General features: G+C 68.6%; 15 protein-coding genes. 14 read left to right on the forward strand and 1 reads right to left on the reverse strand.

Features of this window, described 5'->3' with window-relative positions; translation table 11 throughout:
• Positions 1-131 precede the first annotated feature (131 nt).
• Positions 132-902: an NRDE family protein gene (locus IQ458_RS12805; RefSeq protein ID WP_203323079.1), complete on the reverse strand. Its 771-nt coding sequence runs from the start codon at positions 900-902 to the stop codon at positions 132-134.
• A 316-nt stretch (positions 903-1,218) separates the two neighbouring features.
• Between IQ458_RS12805 and mraZ the strand changes: the two genes are divergently transcribed.
• The 14 genes from mraZ (at position 1,219) to ftsZ (ending at position 17,263) form a co-directional block, all read left to right on the forward strand.
• On the forward strand, positions 1,219-1,665 hold the full coding sequence (gene mraZ / locus IQ458_RS12810; protein WP_141455681.1) for a division/cell wall cluster transcriptional repressor MraZ: 447 nt from the start codon (positions 1,219-1,221) through the stop codon (positions 1,663-1,665).
• Positions 1,662-2,633 (forward strand): 16S rRNA (cytosine(1402)-N(4))-methyltransferase RsmH, encoded by a 972-nt coding sequence (gene rsmH / locus IQ458_RS12815; RefSeq protein WP_328805178.1) that lies wholly within the window; start codon positions 1,662-1,664, stop codon positions 2,631-2,633. Before mraZ ends, rsmH begins: the two co-directional genes overlap by 4 nt.
• Positions 2,630-2,893, forward strand: coding sequence for a cell division protein FtsL (gene ftsL / locus IQ458_RS12820; RefSeq protein WP_141455682.1), 264 nt, complete (start codon positions 2,630-2,632; stop codon positions 2,891-2,893). The genes rsmH and ftsL overlap by 4 nt, the downstream gene beginning before the upstream one ends.
• Positions 2,890-4,752 (forward strand): peptidoglycan D,D-transpeptidase FtsI family protein, encoded by a 1,863-nt coding sequence (locus tag IQ458_RS12825; RefSeq protein ID WP_425504685.1) that lies wholly within the window; start codon positions 2,890-2,892, stop codon positions 4,750-4,752. The genes ftsL and IQ458_RS12825 overlap by 4 nt, the downstream gene beginning before the upstream one ends.
• Positions 4,749-6,233: a UDP-N-acetylmuramoyl-L-alanyl-D-glutamate--2,6-diaminopimelate ligase gene (locus IQ458_RS12830; RefSeq protein ID WP_203323080.1), complete on the forward strand. Its 1,485-nt coding sequence runs from the start codon at positions 4,749-4,751 to the stop codon at positions 6,231-6,233. The genes IQ458_RS12825 and IQ458_RS12830 overlap by 4 nt, the downstream gene beginning before the upstream one ends.
• Positions 6,230-7,597 (forward strand): UDP-N-acetylmuramoyl-tripeptide--D-alanyl-D-alanine ligase, encoded by a 1,368-nt coding sequence (locus IQ458_RS12835; RefSeq protein WP_203323081.1) that lies wholly within the window; start codon positions 6,230-6,232, stop codon positions 7,595-7,597. Before IQ458_RS12830 ends, IQ458_RS12835 begins: the two co-directional genes overlap by 4 nt.
• A complete protein-coding gene (gene mraY / locus IQ458_RS12840; RefSeq protein ID WP_141455685.1) occupies positions 7,587-8,672 on the forward strand; it encodes a phospho-N-acetylmuramoyl-pentapeptide-transferase in 1,086 nt (361 codons plus the stop codon). Before IQ458_RS12835 ends, mraY begins: the two co-directional genes overlap by 11 nt.
• On the forward strand, positions 8,672-9,982 hold the full coding sequence (ftsW, locus tag IQ458_RS12845) for a putative lipid II flippase FtsW (protein ID WP_203323082.1): 1,311 nt from the start codon (positions 8,672-8,674) through the stop codon (positions 9,980-9,982). The genes mraY and ftsW overlap by 1 nt, the downstream gene beginning before the upstream one ends.
• Complete coding sequence (murG, locus tag IQ458_RS12850) at positions 9,979-11,064, forward strand: undecaprenyldiphospho-muramoylpentapeptide beta-N-acetylglucosaminyltransferase (RefSeq protein ID WP_203323083.1); 1,086 nt, start codon at positions 9,979-9,981, stop codon at positions 11,062-11,064. Before ftsW ends, murG begins: the two co-directional genes overlap by 4 nt.
• 111 nt (positions 11,065-11,175) lie before the next feature.
• Positions 11,176-12,645 (forward strand): UDP-N-acetylmuramate--L-alanine ligase, encoded by a 1,470-nt coding sequence (gene murC / locus IQ458_RS12855; protein WP_183639027.1) that lies wholly within the window; start codon positions 11,176-11,178, stop codon positions 12,643-12,645.
• Complete coding sequence (locus tag IQ458_RS12860; protein ID WP_203323084.1) at positions 12,642-13,607, forward strand: D-alanine--D-alanine ligase; 966 nt, start codon at positions 12,642-12,644, stop codon at positions 13,605-13,607. The genes murC and IQ458_RS12860 overlap by 4 nt, the downstream gene beginning before the upstream one ends.
• Positions 13,607-14,437 (forward strand): cell division protein FtsQ/DivIB, encoded by an 831-nt coding sequence (locus tag IQ458_RS12865; RefSeq protein ID WP_203323085.1) that lies wholly within the window; start codon positions 13,607-13,609, stop codon positions 14,435-14,437. Before IQ458_RS12860 ends, IQ458_RS12865 begins: the two co-directional genes overlap by 1 nt.
• Complete coding sequence (gene ftsA, locus IQ458_RS12870) at positions 14,434-15,669, forward strand: cell division protein FtsA (protein ID WP_141455691.1); 1,236 nt, start codon at positions 14,434-14,436, stop codon at positions 15,667-15,669. The genes IQ458_RS12865 and ftsA overlap by 4 nt, the downstream gene beginning before the upstream one ends.
• Before the next feature lie 364 nt (positions 15,670-16,033).
• Positions 16,034-17,263 (forward strand): cell division protein FtsZ, encoded by a 1,230-nt coding sequence (gene ftsZ / locus IQ458_RS12875; protein ID WP_141455692.1) that lies wholly within the window; start codon positions 16,034-16,036, stop codon positions 17,261-17,263.
• Positions 17,264-17,322: the final 59 nt, after the last annotated feature.

Below are 17,322 nucleotides of genomic sequence, written 5' to 3' on the forward strand. Positions count from 1 at the left end.
CTCGCCCCCTGACTCAGGGGGCTTTTGCTTTCGGATGGATCAGGCTTGCGTGTTCGTGAGCGGGTTTGGCGCCATCGCGTAGAGCGGAGCTTGCTCCGCTGCTCCTTGGGCGGCCGGATGCGGCATCCCCCTTACGGCGGCATCCGGTTGGAGAGGGTGGTTTCGCCCAGCAGGTGGCCGTCGGGGCCGAAGCGGCGTTCACTGATCCAGCCGTGGCCCTGGTGGTCGATGGCGATGAGGGTGCTGGCCCGGGTGCCATAGATCGGGTTGTGGATGAAGGCGGCCGACAGCAGACGTTCGCGTTCCAGGCCGACGCCGGTGTCGGGCAGTTCCGGGTCGGGGGCGAGGTGTTCGTCGGCCAGGCCGCGCCAGAGCAGGTCCACGTCCTCCGTCTCGCGTGACACCCAGTCGGACATCACCCGCATCAGCCGCAGGGTCTTGGGCCAGGGCTCGTCGAGGTCGCCGTTGGATAGTCCGTGCACGCCGTCGGCCAGGAGCATTCGACGTGGATGCGGGTAGTTGCTGACATATTCGCAGACGTTGGCATCGGCAACCAGCAGATTGAAAGGGGCATAGGCGTCTGCCGCCGACCCGGTCGCGCCCGCGTATGCGGACGCGGACAGGCCGCTGCCGAGGAAATCCGCCGCCAGCGCGCCCCGCGACGGGGCCTGCGGGACGACGATGCGGGGATCCCGGACGTTGGTCACCACCGTCATCCGCCCCGAGAGGTCCAACCCCGCCCAGGTGCCGCCGGAGCGCAGATCGCGTCCGGCCAGTACCTCCGGCCGATCGGACCAGCGCGCCAGGGCGGCGGTCGGACGCTCGTGCGCCTCGTCGCGGTTGCCGGCCATGACCAGGCGCCAGCGGGGATGGATGTTCCAGGCGATGGCGAGCAGGCACATGCCCGCATTCTGGCCCCTTGCGCGCCTCGCCGTCAGCAGTCGCAATCCACGGCGAGACTGAGATCACGTCGTGCTCACGTCGGTGAATCTGACCCGAATCTCAAAATCTGAGACGAAACAGCAACTTGTGGATAAGGCTTGAACAAGTCTCTGAAGTTTGCTGCAAGCCCTTGATACATCAAGCGATTTTTTGTCGATCTGCCTGTTGACAACCCTGTGCGCGGTGCTAATGTGGGCATCCGAGGGAAAACCGGGTTTTTAGTGGGTTTTCGTGGTTCAATTACCGCCTTCGTGCGGACGGGCAAGGGCAGGATTCGTGTTTCAAGGTGAGACCGCCATCACGGTTGACGACAAGGGACGGCTAGCGGTGCCCACCGCTTACCGCGACCTCGTCGCGCGCGAGTGCGGCAACCGGCTGGTCATCACCTACAACCCGTTCGAGGCCGGCAGCCTGTACCTGTACCCCGAACACGAATGGCAGCGGGTCAGGGACGAGGTCAGCAAGCTGCCGAGCACCCAGCGCGCCCACCGCAGCCTGCAGCTGAAGCTGATCGGCGCCGCTTCGGTGGTGGAACTCGATGGCAATGGCCGCATCAGCATCCCGGCGAGCCACCGCAGCGCGGTCGGCATCGAGAAGAAGGCGGTGCTGCTGGGCATGGGCGACAAGTTCGAATTGTGGAGCGAGCAGGCACACCACGCGCAGATCCGCCAGACCATCGGCGACGAGGATCTCAGCGCGCACATGCTCGAGTTGCGCTTGTGAGGACCGGTGACGGCACGCGGCAGTCCGCGCAGGCCGGTCACCTTTCAGCGCTGCACTTGCCGGTGTTGTACACGCAGGTCATGGAAGGGCTGCAGGTGAAACGGGACGGGACGTATCTGGACGGCACGTTCGGGCGTGGAGGACACGCGCGCGGGGTGCTGGAACGACTGGGGCCGGGAGGTCGGCTGCTGCTGATGGACAAGGATCCCGAAGCGATCGCGCACGCCGAACATACGTTCGCGGATGATGCGCGCGTCGCGATCCGCCGTGGCAGCTTCGCCGGCATGGCGGAGTGGGACGCCACCGCCGCCGGCCTGGACGGCGTGCTGCTGGATCTCGGGGTCTCGTCGCCGCAGTTGGACGTGGCCGAGCGCGGTTTCAGTTTCGGCAAGGATGGCCCGCTGGACATGCGCATGGATCCCGAATCCGGCGAGAGCGCCGCGGCATGGCTGGCACGCGCCGACGAGCGCGAGATCGCCGACGTGCTGTGGACCTACGGCGAGGAGCGCATGAGCCGCCGGATCGCCCGCGCGATCGTAGCGCGCCGCGCGACACAGCCGTTCACCCGCACCGCCGACCTGGCCGAGGTCATCGCCTCGGCGATGCCGCGCGGCAAGCAGGACATCCATCCGGCCACCCGCAGCTTCCAGGCCATCCGCATCCATATCAATCGCGAGCTGGCCGACCTGGAAGCCGGCCTCGATGCCGCGCTGGCACGCCTGAAGAGCGGCGGCCGGCTGGCCGTGATCAGCTTCCATTCGCTGGAAGACCGCATCGTCAAGCGGTTCATCGCCGCGCACGCCAAGGCGCCGCCGGCCAACCGCCGGTTGCCGGTGCAGGAAGAATTCGTGCCGACCCTGCGCATGATCGGCGATGCCCAGAAGGGCACGTCCGAGGAAATCGCCGGCAATCCGCGCGCCCGCAGCGCGGTGCTGCGCGTGGCCGAGAAACTGGAGGCCGCCGCATGATGCGCTTCCTGATCGCGGTGCTGCTAGTGGCGAACGTGGCTTCGGCCATCGGCGTGATCTACGCGCGCCACCGCCATCGCCAACTGTTCGTCGAACTTTCGCGGCTGGAACGCTCGCGCGACGAACTGAACGTCGAATTCGGCCGGCTCCAGCTGGAGCAGGCCACGGTGGCCGAGAGCACCCGCATCGACCAGATCGCGCGCGTGCGGCTGGGCATGAAGTTCCCCGAGACCAACGATGTCGTGGTGGTGCGCCCGTGAACTCGCGCAGCACGCCGCCGCTGAAGAACCGCAACCGCGCCCGCTTCAACCTGCGCGGACGGCTGGCGCTGGTCATCGGTGCGCTGGGCCTGTGCTCGGTGAGCCTGATCGGACGCGCTGCCTACGTGCAGCTGATCAACAACGACTTCTACCAGCGCCAGGGCGACTCGCGCTTCCTGCGCGAGATTCCGATCCCGACCTCGCGCGGCATGATCACCGATCGCAACGGCGAGCCGGTGGCGGTGTCCTCGCCGGTGGAATCGGTGTGGGCCAATCCGCGTGAACTGCTGAAGACGCCGGATCGCCTGCCGGAGCTGGCGCAGGCGCTGGGCGTGCCGCTGGAGCACCTGACCAACCGCCTGTCGCAGCGTGCCGACAAGGAGTTCGTCTACCTCAAGCGCCGGATCAATCCGGACGAGGCGCACCGCATCCTGGCGCACAAGATTCCCGGCGTGTTCTCGCAGCGCGAGTTCCGTCGTTTCTACCCGCAGGGTGAGGCGATGGCGCACGTGCTGGGCTTCACCAACATCGACGATCGCGGCCAGGAAGGACTGGAGCTGGCGTTCGACGAATGGCTGCGCGGCAAGCCCGGCGCCAAGAAGGTGATCCGCGACAACCGCGGCCGCATCGTCGAGAACGTCGATCTGGTGCGTTCGGCGGAGCCGGGCAAGGACCTGACCCTCAGCATCGATCGCCGCATCCAGTTCCTGGCGTTCCGCGAACTGCGCAACGCGCTGGTCGAACACCAGGCCAGCAGCGGCTCGATGGTGATCATGGACGTGACCACCGGTGAAGTGGTGGCGATGGTGAGCCTGCCGACCTACAACCCCAACGCGGTCGGCCAGGCCGGCGCCGAGACGCGCCGCAACCGCGCGGTGACCGACATCGTCGAACCCGGTTCGACGATGAAGCCGATCACCGTCTCGGCCGCGCTGAAGGCGGGCGCGGTGACGCCGTCCACCCTGATCAACACCTCGCCGGGCTACATGTCGCTGGGCCGCTACACCATCCGCGACGTGCCCCGCAACAACGGCGTACTGACGGTCACCGGCATCATCACCAAGAGTTCCAACATCGGCTCGGTGAAGCTGGCCGAGAAGCTGCCCAACGACTATTTCTATTCGGTGGTGCGCAGCTTCGGCTACGGCAGCGCGCCCGGCAGCGGTTTCCCCGGCGAAGGCGTCGGCATCCTCGCGCCACCGGCGCGCTGGAACGGCCTGCAGAAAGCCACCATGTCCTATGGCTACGGCCTGTCGGTGACGCCGCTGCAGATCGCGCGCGCCTACGCGGCGCTGGGCAACGGCGGCCGGCTGGTGACCCCGACCTTCGTCAAGGGCGAACACCACGAGGCGCCGCAGGTGCTGGATCCGGCCATCGCCCGCGAGGTCGTGGGCATGATGGAAACCGTGGTCACCCAGGGCGGCGCCAAGCGCGCCGGCGTGCTGGGCTATCGCGTCGCCGGCAAGACCGGCACCGCGCGCCTGGCCTCGGGCGGCGGCTACGCGCGTGGCCGCTATGCCTCGCTGTTCGCCGGCCTGGTGCCGGCGAGCAATCCGCGTTTCGCCGCGGTGGTGGTGATCAGCGACTCGCAGGAAGGCGGTTACTACGGCGGCCTGGTCGCCGCGCCGGTCTTCCACAACGTCATGGATGGCGCGCTGCGCCTGATGGACGTGCCGCCGGACGACATCGAGACCTGGCTGGCCGTGCAGGCCAAGGCCGAGGCGAAGCTGGGCGGCAACAAGCCGGCGGCGCCCGCGGCGATGCCCGCCAGCCTGGACGATGCCACCGACATGACCGATTCGCCCACCTTCGACGCTCCCGCGCCGGTGGCCGTGCAGGGCACGGGAGGCGTGCGATGAGGCGCATGATGGCGCTGGCCGAACTGCTGCCCGACGTGGACGTGCCGCGCGACATCGTGGTGCGCGGACTGGTCCAGGACAGCCGCACGATCGAGCCGGGCGACGCCTTCGTGGCGATCGCCGGTTTCGGCGCGCATGGACTCAACTTCGTCGAGCAGGCCCGGCAGAAGGGCGCCAGCGCGATCCTGTACGCCCCCCCCGCACCGCCCGGCATGGACGTACCGCGCGACGCCATCGCCGTGCCCGGCCTGCGCGCGCGCATGGGCGCGATGGCCGATCGCTTCCACGCCTTCCCCTCGCGCGACATGAAGCTGGTCGGCGTCACCGGCACCAATGGCAAGACCTCCACGGTGCAGTTGCTGGCGCAGGCCTGGCATATCCGCGGCACCCGCTGCGGCAGCATCGGTACGCTGGGCGCGGGCATGTACGGCGAAGTCGTGCCGACCGGCTTCACCACTCCGCTGGTGCTGCAGATGCATGCGCTGCTGGCACAGCTGCGCGATGCCGGCGCCAAGGCGGTGGCGATGGAAGTCAGCTCGCACGCGCTGGATCAGGGACGCGTGGACGGCGTGCACTTCGATGTCGGCGTGTTCACCAACCTCACCCGCGATCACCTCGATTACCACGGCGACATGGCGACCTACGGCGCGGCCAAGGCGCGCCTGTTCGCCTGGCCCGAGCTCAAGGCGGCGGTGATCAACCTCGACGACGAGTACGGCCGCGTGCTGTATCCGCACCTGCCCGGCGCGGTGCAGGGCGTGGGCGTCAGCTCGCGCGGACAGGAGGCGGCCACCCTGCGCGCGGACGCATTGCGTCTGGACGCCAGCGGCATCGCGTTCGATCTGGCCACGGGCGGCGAATCCCATCCGGTGCAGTCGCGCCTGCTCGGCCGTTTCAACGTGGACAACCTGCTGGCGGTGGCCGGCGTGCTGTACGCGCTGGGCGAGGCGCCGCAGGAAATCGCCCGCACCCTGTCGCGACTGCAGCCGATCCACGGGCGCATGAACCGCCTCGGCGGCAGCGTCGACGAACAGGGCCGCCGGCTGCCGTTGATCGTGATCGACTATGCGCATACGCCCGACGCGCTGGAACAGGCCCTGTCCAGCCTGCGCGACCACGCCGGGGGCCGGCTGATCTGCGTATTCGGCTGCGGTGGCGAGCGCGATGCGGGCAAGCGTCCGCAGATGGCCGCGGCCGCCGAACGGTTGGCGGACCGCGTGTTCGTCACCGACGACAACCCCCGGGGCGAGGACGGCGACCGCATCGTCGCCGACATCGTGGCCGGGTTCACCCGGCCGGACGCCGTCACCGTGCTGCGTGATCGCCGCCTGGCGATCGAGCGCGCGGTCGGCGAGGCCGGCGAGAACGACATCGTGCTGATCGCCGGCAAGGGCCATGAGCCGTACCAGGAAATCAATGGCGTGAAGCATCCGTTCGACGACACCGCGGTGGCCCGCCAGGCATTGGAGGCGCGCGCATGAAGCGGCTGCCGCTCTCGCTGCTCGCGCACTGGGCCGGTGGCGAACTCCACGGCGACGATGCCGTGGTGGACGCGATGACCCAGGACACCCGCGCCCTGCAGCCGGGCAGCCTGTACGTGGCCCTGCGCGGCGAGCGCTTCGACGGACACGACTTCGCCTACGACGCGGCCATGCGTGGCGCCGCCGCGGTGCTGGTGGAGCACACCGTCAATGTCGATCTGCCGCAGATCGTGGTGCCCGACAGCCAGCTCGCATTGGCCCGGATTGCCGCGGGCATCCACCAGGATCAGTCCGGGCGCGTGGTCGCCATCACCGGCAGCAACGGCAAGACCTCGGTCAAGACGCTGGTGGTCGCGATCCTGCAGCGCGCCGGCGTGACCTATTTCAACCCGGGCAACCGCAACAACGAGATCGGCTTGCCGCTGGCGGTCATCGACGCACCGGACGACGCCGACTTCGCGGTCTACGAAATGGGCGCCGGCCAGCCGGGCGACATCGCCTACCTGACCGACATCGTCGCGCCCGACGTGGCGCTGGTGAACAACGTCGCCGCCGCCCACTTGGAGCGGATGGGATCGCTGCTGGGCGTGGCCGAGACCAAGGGCGCGATCTACGACGCCCTGCCGGCGTCCGGCACCGCGGTGATCAACGCCGATGACGCGTTCGCCGAATACTTCGCCGAGCGGGTCGCCGATCGCCGGATCCTGCGCTTCGGCCTGGAGGCCAGCGCCGACGTGACGGCGCGCGATATCCGCGCCGGTACGACCGGTTCGGGTTTCACGCTGGTCGCGCCGCAGGGCGAAGTGGCGGTCGAGCTGCACCTGCCCGGACGCCACAACGTGCTCAATGCGCTGGCCGCCGCCTCGCTGGCGCTGGCCTGCGACGTGTCGCTGGCGACGATTGCCGAGGGCCTGGGCGCGGCGCAGCCGGTCGCGGGCCGCCAGGTCGCGCGCACGCTGGGCAACGGCGCGGTACTGATCGACGACAGCTACAACGCCAACCCGGGTTCGCTGGCCGCCGCCATCGATGCGCTGGCCGCCGGCGATGGCGAAGCCTGGCTGGTGCTGGGCGACATGCGCGAACTCGGCGCCGACGCCGAGGCGCTGCACGCCGATGCCGGCCGCCGCGCGCGCACCGCCGGCATCCGCCGTCTCTACACATTGGGTCCGCTCAGCCAGCACGCCGCGCAGGCGTTCGGCGAGGGCGCCCTGCATTTTGAAACACACAAGACCCTGGCCGAAGCGCTGCGCGCCGATCTGCATGCCGGTGTGCGCTGCCTGGTGAAGGGTTCGCGCGGCAGCGCCATGGACAAGATCGTCACGGCGCTGCTGGCCGAAGGGGAGGGGAAATCGCATGTTGCTTGAGCTCGCACGCTGGCTGCAGAGCCTGGAGAATTTCTTCGGGCTGTTCGGCTACCTGACCTTCCGCGGCATCCTTGCCGCGTTGACGGCGCTGTTCCTGTCGCTGTGGTGGGGACCGGCGGTGATCCGCCGCCTGGCGCAGTTCAAGGGCGGCCAGCCGATCCGCCAGGATGGTCCGCAGACGCATTTCTCCAAGGCCGGCACGCCGACCATGGGTGGCGGCCTGATCCTGATGACCGTGCTGGCGGCGGTGCTGCTGTGGGGCGACCTGCGCAACAAGTACGTGTGGACGGTGGTGCTGGTGATGCTGGCGTTTGGCGCCATCGGCTGGTACGACGACTGGATCAAGATCGTCAAGCGCGATCCCAACGGCCTGAAGTCGCGCTGGAAGTACCTGCTGCAGTCGATTTTCGGCCTGGCCGCGGGCCTTTACCTGTACCTGTACGCCGACGTGCCGGCGGCCACGACCTTCTACGTGCCGTTCTTCAAGTCGATCGCGCTGCCGCTGGCCGGCATCGGCTTCGTCGCCATCGCCTATTTCTGGATCGTCGGCTTCTCCAACGCGGTCAACCTGACCGACGGCCTGGACGGGCTGGCGATCATGCCGACCGTGCTGGTCGCCTGCGCGCTGGGCATCTTCGCCTACGCCTCGGGCAACGCGGTGTTCTCCAACTACCTGCAGATTCCGCAGGTCCCGGGTGCCGGTGAACTGGTGATCATCTGCGCCGCCATCGCCGGCGCGGGCCTGGGCTTCCTGTGGTTCAACACCTACCCGGCGATGGTGTTCATGGGCGACATCGGCGCGCTGGCGCTGGGCGCCGTGCTGGGCACCATCGCGGTGATCGTGCGCCAGGAACTGGTGCTGGTGATCATGGGCGGCATCTTCGTCATCGAAACGCTCTCGGTGATGATCCAGGTCGCCTCGTTCAAGCTGACCGGCAAGCGCGTGTTCCGGATGGCGCCGATCCACCACCACTTCGAACTGAAGGGATGGCCGGAGCCGCGCGTGATCGTGCGCTTCTGGATCATCTCGGTGGTGCTGGTCCTGGTCGGACTGGCCACGTTGAAGGTGCGCTGATGAACGACCGCGCCCGCCAGGCGACACGACTGGAGGCCATCGGTGGCCGCTATGACCCGTGGCTGCTGGGCGCGGCGCTGGCGCTCGCCTCGCTGGGCGTGGTGATGGTCGCGTCGAGCTCGATCTCGCAGACCGCCACGCCGTTCTACTACCTGGTGCGCCACCTGATGTTCCTGGCCGGCGGCCTGGGCCTGGCGATCTGGGCGATGCGCACCGAACTGAAGACCGTCGAGCACTACAACCAGCTGCTGCTGCTGGGCTGCGTCGGCCTGCTGCTGCTGGTGTTCGTGCCCGGACTGGGCGTGAGCGTGAAGGGCGCGCACCGCTGGATCAACCTGGGCGTGTCCAACTTCCAGGTGGTCGAGGCGGTCAAGGTGTTCTTCATCGTCTGGCTGGCCAGCTACCTGGTGCGGTTCCGCGACGAGGTCAACGCGACCTGGATCGCGATGCTCAAGCCGCTGGGCGTGGTGGTGGTGCTGGTCGCGCTGCTGCTGATGCAGCCGGACTTCGGTTCGTCCTCGCTGCTGCTGGCGATCACCGCCGGCATGCTGGTGCTGGGCGGCGTCAACATGCCGCGCATGTTCGGCCCGGTGCTGGTCGGCCTGCCGGTGCTGGCGGTGATTGCCATCGCCGAGCCCTACCGCATGCGCCGCCTGACCTCGTTCGCCGATCCGTGGGCGGATCCGTTCGGCTCCGGCTACCAGCTGACCAATGCGCTGATGGCGATCGGCCGAGGCGAATGGTCCGGCATCGGCCTGGGTGGTTCGGTGCTGAAGCTGAACTACCTGCCGGAAGTGCACACCGACTTCATCTTCTCCGTCATCGGCGAGGAACTCGGCTTCGCCGGCATCTGCCTGGTCATCGGCCTGTACGCGCTGCTGGTGGGCCGCGCGTTCTGGGTGGGCCTGCGCTGCGTCGAAATGCGCCGCCACTTCGCCGGCTACTGCGCGTTCGGCATCGCCCTGTGGATCGGCCTGCAGAGCTTCGTTTCGATGGGCGTGAACCTGGGCCTGCTGCCGACCAAGGGACTGACCCTGCCGCTGATCTCCTCCGGCGGCTCCAGCGTGCTGATGACCTGCGCCGCGATGGGCCTGCTGCTGCGGGTGTCCTACGAACTGGATCGCGCCCAGCGGCAGGTCGCGCTGCGCGGCGAATTGCAGGCGGGCGCGGAACCGGCACCGGCCGCGTCCGACACTCCGGCGACCGCGCCGTCCGCGACTGCGCCCGCGACGACGCCCGCGCCCGCGGCCGTGCGCGGCACCAGCCGCCTGCGCCAGCGCATCGAACCCATTTTCGGGAGGACCGCATGACCGCGTCGGTCCAGCCCGTGATGATCCTCGCCGGCGGTACCGGCGGGCATATCTTCCCCGCGCTGGCGGTGGCGAAGGTGTTGCGCGCGCGTGGCGTGCCGGTGACCTGGCTGGGCGCCGACGGCGCGATGGAAACCCGGCTGGTGCCGCCGCACGGCATTCCGCTGGATACGCTTCCGATCTCCGCCCTGCGCGGCAAGGGCAAGCTGGCGCTGCTGGGCGCCCCGCTGCGCGTGGGTCGTGCGATTGCCGGCGCAATGGGCCTGCTGCGCGCGCGCCGTCCGCGCGCGGTGGTCAGCTTCGGCGGTTTCGCCGCCGGTCCCGGCGGCATGGCCGCGCGGCTGTCCGGCAAGCCCCTGCTGGTGCACGAACAGAATCGCGCGCCCGGTTTCACCAATCGCGTGCTGGCGCGCTTCTCGCGCCGCGTGCTGACCGGTTTCCCGGGTAGCTTCGCCCACGGCGAGGAATACGTCGGCAATCCGGTGCGCGAAGAGATCGCCGCGATCGCGCCGCCCGCGCAGCGCATGGGCGGGCGCGAAGGCCCGCTGCGCGTGCTGGTGCTCGGCGGCAGCCAGGGCGCGCGTGCGCTCAACCAGTCGGTGCCGCGCGCGGTGGCGATGCTTGGCGCGGAAATGCCGGTCGAGATTCGCCACCAGTGCGGCGAGAAGCTGCGCGAGGAAGCGGTCAAGGCCTATGCCGATGCCGGCGTGCCGGCCAGCGTGGAGGCTTTCATCACCGACATGGCCGCCGCGTACGGCTGGGCCGACCTGGTGGTGTGTCGCGCCGGAGCATCCACCCTGGCCGAGGTCTGCGCGGTGGGCGTGGGCAGCGTGCTGGTGCCGTTCCCGCAGGCGGTGGACGACCACCAGACCCGCAACGCCGAATTCCTGGTCGAGCGCGACGCCGCGATCCTGCTGAAGCAGGACGCCTACCTGGCCGAGCGCCTGCATGGCGTGCTGAGCGATCTCGCCCAGCACCCGGACAAACGAAAAGCCATGGCCGAGGCCGCGCGCGGCCTGGCCAAGACCGATGCGGCCGACCGCATCGCCGACATCATTCTGGAGGAAAGCCGTGATTCGTGATTGGGCAATGGAGATTCGCAACAGCAACGCCACCGGCACAGGCCGGCGGCGCGAGCAAGCGTGCACGAATCCCCAATCCCGAATCGCCAATCCCGGCCCGGGAGGCGCTGCATGATGGCCGCCGCACGCGAACGCCGCCTGCAGCACACCGGCAACCTGGCGCGCGAATTCCGTCGCGTCCACTTCGTGGGCATCGGCGGTTCCGGCATGAGCGGCATCGCCGAGGTGCTGTGCACGCTGGGCTATGAAGTCTCCGGTTCGGACAACGCCGACAATGCGGCGACCCGCCGGCTCGCCTCGCTGGGCGCGCGGGTGATGCGTGGCCACAACGCCTCCAACGTGCTCGGCACCGACTGCGTGGTCGTGTCCAGCGCGATCAAGCACGACAACCCCGAATTGATGGAAGCGCGTTCGCAGCGCATCCCGATCGTGCCGCGCGCGGCGATGCTGGCGGAACTGATGCGTTTCCGCCGTGGCATCGCGGTGGCCGGCACCCACGGCAAGACCACCACCACCAGCCTGACCGCGGCGGTGCTGAGCGAAGGCGGGCTGGATCCGACCTTCGTCATCGGCGGCCAATTGCTGGCCGCCGGCGCCAACGCCAAGCTGGGCGATGGCCAGTGGCTGGTGGCCGAGGCCGACGAGAGCGATGGCAGCTTCCTGCGCCTGAACCCGCTCATCTCGATCGTCACCAACATCGACGCCGATCACCTGGAGAACTACGGCAACGATTTCGAACGGGTCAAGGCCGCGTTCGCGGAATTCCTCCAGCGCCTGCCGTTCTACGGCCTGGCGGTGCTGTGCATCGACGACGCCGAAGTGGCCGCGCTGGCCGCGGAGACGCCGCGCCACGTGATGACCTACGGCTTCGCCGACAACGCCGACGTGCGCGCCGAGGACGTGGAGCAGGAAGCCGGGCGCATGCGTTTCACCCTGCGCCTGCCCGAGGACGTCAGCATCCCGGTGACGCTGGCCCTGCCGGGTCGCCACAACGTGCAGAACGCGCTGGCCGCCGCCGCCGTTGGCTGGCAGCTCGGCGTGTCGCCGGAGAACATCGCCGCCGCGCTGGAGAAGTTCGCCGGCATCGGGCGCCGCTTCAACGATCTGGGCGAAGTCGCCACCGCCGCCGGCGCGCGCGTGCGCCTGGTGGACGACTACGGCCATCACCCGAAGGAACTGGCCGCGGTGTTCGCCGCGGCACGCGGCGGCTGGCCGGACAAGCGCCTGGTGGTCGCGTTCCAGCCGCACCGCTACAGCCGTACCCGGGACCAGTTCGATGCATTCGCCGCGGTGCTGTCGGAAGCCGACGCGCTGGTGCTGAGTGAGGTGTATCCGGCCGGCGAGGCGCCGATTGCCGGTGCCGACGCCAAGTCGCTGGCGCGCGCCATCCGCGCGCGCGGCCGCAACGAGCCGGTGGTGGTCAGCCAGGTCGCCGATCTGATTGACGTGCTGCCGGACGTGCTGCGTGACGGCGATCTGCTGCTGCTGATGGGTGCTGGCGACATCGGCCACATCTCCCAGCAGATCGCGGCGCACGGTTTCGTGGATCCCAACGGCGCGAAGGCGCAACAACACTCATGAGCAAGTTTTCGTTCCCGCCACCGCGCGTCACCGACCCGGCCCGTTTCGGCCGCGTCGCCGTGCTGCTGGGTGGTACTTCCAGCGAAGCCGAGGTTTCGCGCGACTCCGGCCGCAACGTGCTGGACGCGCTGCGCGCGCGCGGCATCGACGCCACCGCCGTGGATGGCATTCCCGCCCTGGCCGAGGCGCTGGTGCAGCGCCGCTTCGATCGCGTCTTCAATATCCTGCACGGCCACAAGGGTGGCGGCGAGGACGGCGTGGTGCAGGGGCTGATGGAAGCCTTCGGCATGCCGTACACCGGTTCGCCGGTGCTCGGCTCGGCCCTGAGCATGGACAAGGTGCGTACTAAGCAGGTCTGGCTGTCGCTGGGCCTGCCGACGCCGCGCTACGTGCGCCTGCTGAAGGGCGACGACGTGCACGCCGCGGCCCGCGAGCTGGGCCTGCCGGTGATCGTCAAGCCGGCCAACGAGGGTTCCAGCGTGGGTGTGACCCGGGTGTTCCAGGACAGCGATCTGGATGCCGCCGTGGAGCTGGCCATCCGCTACGACGGCGAACTGCTGATGGAGCAGCTGATCGAAGGTGACGAACTGACCGTGGGCATCCTTGGCGGGGTCGCGCTGCCGTCGATCCGGATCGTGCCCAAGGGGCAGTGGTACGACTACCACGCCAAGTACGTGGCCGAGGACACCCAATACCTGTGCCCCGGCCTGGAGGGCGAAGACGAGAGCGACATCCGGCGCATCGCGCTGGCCGCGTTCCAGGCGGCAGGTTGTCGCGGCTGGGGCCGCGTCGACGTTATGCGCGATCGCGCCAGCGGCCGCTTCTACCTGTTGGAAGTGAACACCGCGCCGGGCATGACCAGTCATTCGCTGGTGCCCAAGGCGGCGGGGCAGGCTGGCCTTGATTTCCAGGAACTGTGCTGGCGCATCCTGGAACAGACGCTGCCGGAGGTGGTCGGCTGATGAACGCCGTGCTGCGCATCCTCGCCTGGCTGCTGGCGGTCGCGCTCGTCGCGCTGCCGGTGGTGGCGGTGGTCAACGGCTGGATCGGCGCCGATCGCTGGCCGCTGACCCGGTTGCGCGTGCACGGCGAGTTCGAGCGCGTGGATCCGGCGCAGCTGCGCGCGGTGGTGCTGCCGTATGCCCAGCGCGGGTTCTTCGCGGTGCGGTTGCAGGAAGCGCAGGACGCGGTGGAACGACTGCCCTGGGTCGAGCGCGCGGAAGTGCGCAAGCGCTGGCCCGACGTGATGGAGATCAGCATCGTCGAGCACCGGCCGTTCGCGCGCTGGGGCAAGGATCGCCTGCTGTCCGAGCACGGTCGCCTGTTCCCGACGCCGAAGGCCCTGCAGGACCTGAAACTGCCGCAGCTCGGCGGGCCGGATTCGCAGGTCAGGGAAGTAGTGTCGCTGTACAACGAAGCCCGCCAGTTGTTCGCGCCGCTCGGCTTGAACGTGGAAACGCTGACCATGGATCGGCGTGGCAGCTGGACCCTCACCCTGGGCAACGGCACCGAAGTGGTGATTGGACGCGCCGACGCCCGTCCGCGCCTGAGCCGCTTCGTGCGCATGCTCCCGCAGATCCTCGCCCGCCAGGGCCAACCGCTGCTGCGCGCCGACCTGCGTTACACCAATGGTTTCGCGCTCAGCTGGGGCGCCGTGAAGCCGGGATTGGAGATTGGTGATTCGGGACCACGCGTAGCCAATCCGCCCTTGGCGGTGCGCCGACGCGCCGGGTCGCTTTTCGCTTTCTCCAATCCCCAATCCCCAATATCAAATCTCGGTTTTCCAACATGAATCGCAAGGGCGACAAATCGCTGATCGTCGGTCTCGACATCGGCACCTCCAAGGTCACCGCACTGGTGGGCGAGTACGCCCCCGGCAATCCGATCGAGGTGATCGGCATCGGCTCGCACGAATCGCGCGGGTTGAAGCGGGGCGTGGTGGTCGACATCGAATCGACCGTGCAGTCGATCCAGCGCGCGGTCGAGGAAGCCGAGCTGATGGCCGGCTGCGAGATCCGCTCGGTCTACGCCTCGATCTCCGGCAATCACGTGCAGTGCCGCAATTCGCCCGGCATCGTGCCGATCCGCGACGGCGAGGTGACCTGGGGTGATCTGGACCGCGTGCTGGAAGCGGCCAAGGCGGTGGCGATCCCGGCTGACCAGAAAATCCTCCACGCCATCCCGCGCGAGTACAAGCTGGACAATTCGCAGGAAGGCATCCGCAATCCGGTCGGGATGACCGGCGTGCGCCTGGAAGTGGATGCGCACCTGGTATTCTGCGCACAGTCGGCCGCCGCCAACATCAGCAAGTGCGTGCAGCGCTGCGGCCTGCAGATCGACGACCTGATTTTCTCGTCGCTGGCGTCCAGCGTCGCCGTGCTGACCAGCGACGAGCGCGAGCTCGGCGTGGTGCTGGTCGACCTGGGTGCGGGCACCACCGACCTGGCGGTGTTCATGCAGGGCGCGATCTGCCACACGGCCTCGCTGCCGATCGCCGGCGACCAGGTCACCAACGACATCGCGCACATGCTGCGCACGCCGACCCCGGAAGCCGAGCAGATCAAGGTGCGCTATGCCTGCGCGCTGGCCCAGCTGGCCACCGCCGAGGAAAGCATCCAGGTACCCAGCGTGGGCGATCGCCCGCCGCGCCGCCTGCCGCGCCATTCGCTGGCGCAGGCGGTGCAGCAGCGCTACGAGGAAATCTTCGAGATGGTCCAGGCCGAACTGCGCCGCTCCGGCTTCGAGGAGCGCGTGCGCGCGGGCATGGTCCTGACCGGCGGCGCTTCCAAGATGGAAGGCGTGGTCGAACTGGCCGAGGAAATGCTGCAGATGCCGGTGCGCGTGGGCATCCCCCAGCACGTCACCGGCCTGGGCGAAGTCGTCGGCAACCCGGTCCACGCCACCGGCGTCGGCCTGCTGCTGATGGGCAGCCAGATCGAACACCCGCGGCGGCCGTCACTGCCCACGGGCAAGGCCGGCAGCTGGTTCAAGAAGATCCAGAACTGGTATCGCGGTGAATTCTGAAGACCGGGATTCGGGAATCGGGATTCGCAAAAGCGACTAAGAGCAAAGAGCGGAAAGGCGGAAAGAAAGCGGCAGGTGCGGACGGTTTGCAGTAGCGATACGAACAAGCGCAAGGGCGCAAGTGTTCGCGGGTCTGGGCAGGGCGAAGGGAAACGGAAGGCACGCTTTTCCGAATCCCCAATCCCGAATCCCCAATCCCGGCAACAAGCGGCAGGCAGAGACGAATTGCGGTAGCGCGGTACGCAACAACCACTAAAACACAACAACTCGCTGGTAGAGGACGACGGTCAAAGGGACGCGGAAGGCAGCTTCTCCGAATCCCCAATCCCGAATCCCCAATCCCAGCTCAAAGAGGACAACGGACATGGCACATTTTGAACTGGTTGAAAAGATGGCTCCGAATGCGGTGATCAAGGTCATTGGCGTGGGCGGCGGCGGCGGCAACGCGGTGGCGCACATGGTCAACGGCAGCGTGGACGGCGTGGAATTCATCACCGCCAACACCGATTCGCAGGCGATCAAGAACTGCGGCGCCAAGCTGCAGCTGCAACTCGGCGGCAACGTCACCAAGGGCCTGGGCGCGGGCGCGAATCCGGAAGTCGGCCGCCAGGCCGCGCTGGAAGATCGCGAGCGCATCATCGAGGCACTGGACGGCGCCGACATGGTGTTCATCACCGCCGGCATGGGCGGCGGCACCGGCACCGGCGCCGCGCCGGTGGTGGCGCAGCTGGCCAAGGAGATGGGCATCCTGACCGTGGCCGTGGTCACCAAGCCGTTCCCGTTCGAAGGCCGTCGCCGCATGCAGGTGGCGCTGAAGGGCATCGAGGAACTGAGCCACCACTGCGACTCGCTGATCACCATCCCGAACGAAAAGCTGATCACCGTGCTGGGCCGCAACGCGACCATGATCCAGGCGTTCCGTGCCGCCAACGACGTGCTGCTCGGCGCCGTGCAGGGCATCGCCGACCTGATCGTGCGTCCGGGCCTGATCAACGTCGACTTCGCCGACGTGCGCACCGTGATGAGCGAAATGGGTCTGGCGATGATGGGCACCGGCCATGCCCGCGGCGATGACCGCGCGCAGGCCGCCGCCGAGAGCGCCATCCAGAACCCGCTGCTGGACGACGTCAACCTGTCCGGCGCCAACGGCATCCTGGTCAACATCACCGCCGGTCCGGACTTCACCATGGCCGAGTTCGACGAAGTCGGCCGCACCATCGAAGGCTTCGCCTCCGAGGACGCGACCGTGGTGGTCGGCACCGTGCTGGATCCGGACATGCAGGACGAGGTCCGGGTGACCGTGGTCGCCACCGGCCTGAACCGCGCCGTCGCCCGCCAGCCGGTCGGCCGTGGCCTGGATCGCGAGCCGGTGCGCGCACCGATCAAGCTGGTCCGCGACGCGACCACCGGCCTGCCGGCGTTCGACGCGATGGCCAATGTCGATCCGGTGGCCGACGCCGTCGGCGGCCTGGGCCTGCGCCGTGGTTCGGCGGCTCCGGCGAGCGCGCCGGCCGCGTCGTCCGCCCCGGCGGCGGCCGACCTGCCCGCGGACTACCTGGACATCCCGGCGTTCCTGCGCCGGCAGGCGGACTGACCTCCGCCTCCTGAAACACCCTCCCGCCGGTCCGGGGGAGGGCGCGGTACCGCCATGTC

This window comes from Pseudoxanthomonas beigongshangi, from assembly GCF_016820515.1.
Taxonomy (GTDB): domain Bacteria; phylum Pseudomonadota; class Gammaproteobacteria; order Xanthomonadales; family Xanthomonadaceae; genus Pseudoxanthomonas_A; species Pseudoxanthomonas_A beigongshangi.

What these genes read in the sequence shown, in the direction of transcription:
- IQ458_RS12860 (WP_203323084.1), top strand. Translation starts at nt 12,642, where the DNA reads ATGAGCAAGTTTTCGTTCCCGCCACCGCGCGTCACCGACCCGGCCCGT.
- ftsZ (WP_141455692.1), top strand. Translation starts at nt 16,034, where the DNA reads ATGGCACATTTTGAACTGGTTGAAAAGATGGCTCCGAATGCGGTGATC.
- ftsW (WP_203323082.1), top strand. Translation starts at nt 8,672, where the DNA reads ATGAACGACCGCGCCCGCCAGGCGACACGACTGGAGGCCATCGGTGGC.
- murC (WP_183639027.1), top strand. Translation starts at nt 11,176, where the DNA reads ATGATGGCCGCCGCACGCGAACGCCGCCTGCAGCACACCGGCAACCTG.
- ftsA (WP_141455691.1), top strand. Translation starts at nt 14,434, where the DNA reads ATGAATCGCAAGGGCGACAAATCGCTGATCGTCGGTCTCGACATCGGC.
- mraY (WP_141455685.1), top strand. Translation starts at nt 7,587, where the DNA reads ATGTTGCTTGAGCTCGCACGCTGGCTGCAGAGCCTGGAGAATTTCTTC.
- ftsL (WP_141455682.1), top strand. Translation starts at nt 2,630, where the DNA reads ATGATGCGCTTCCTGATCGCGGTGCTGCTAGTGGCGAACGTGGCTTCG.
- IQ458_RS12865 (WP_203323085.1), top strand. Translation starts at nt 13,607, where the DNA reads ATGAACGCCGTGCTGCGCATCCTCGCCTGGCTGCTGGCGGTCGCGCTC.
- IQ458_RS12835 (WP_203323081.1), top strand. Translation starts at nt 6,230, where the DNA reads ATGAAGCGGCTGCCGCTCTCGCTGCTCGCGCACTGGGCCGGTGGCGAA.
- IQ458_RS12830 (WP_203323080.1), top strand. Translation starts at nt 4,749, where the DNA reads ATGAGGCGCATGATGGCGCTGGCCGAACTGCTGCCCGACGTGGACGTG.
- murG (WP_203323083.1), top strand. Translation starts at nt 9,979, where the DNA reads ATGACCGCGTCGGTCCAGCCCGTGATGATCCTCGCCGGCGGTACCGGC.
- IQ458_RS12805 (WP_203323079.1), bottom strand. Translation starts at nt 902, where the DNA reads ATGTGCCTGCTCGCCATCGCCTGGAACATCCATCCCCGCTGGCGCCTG.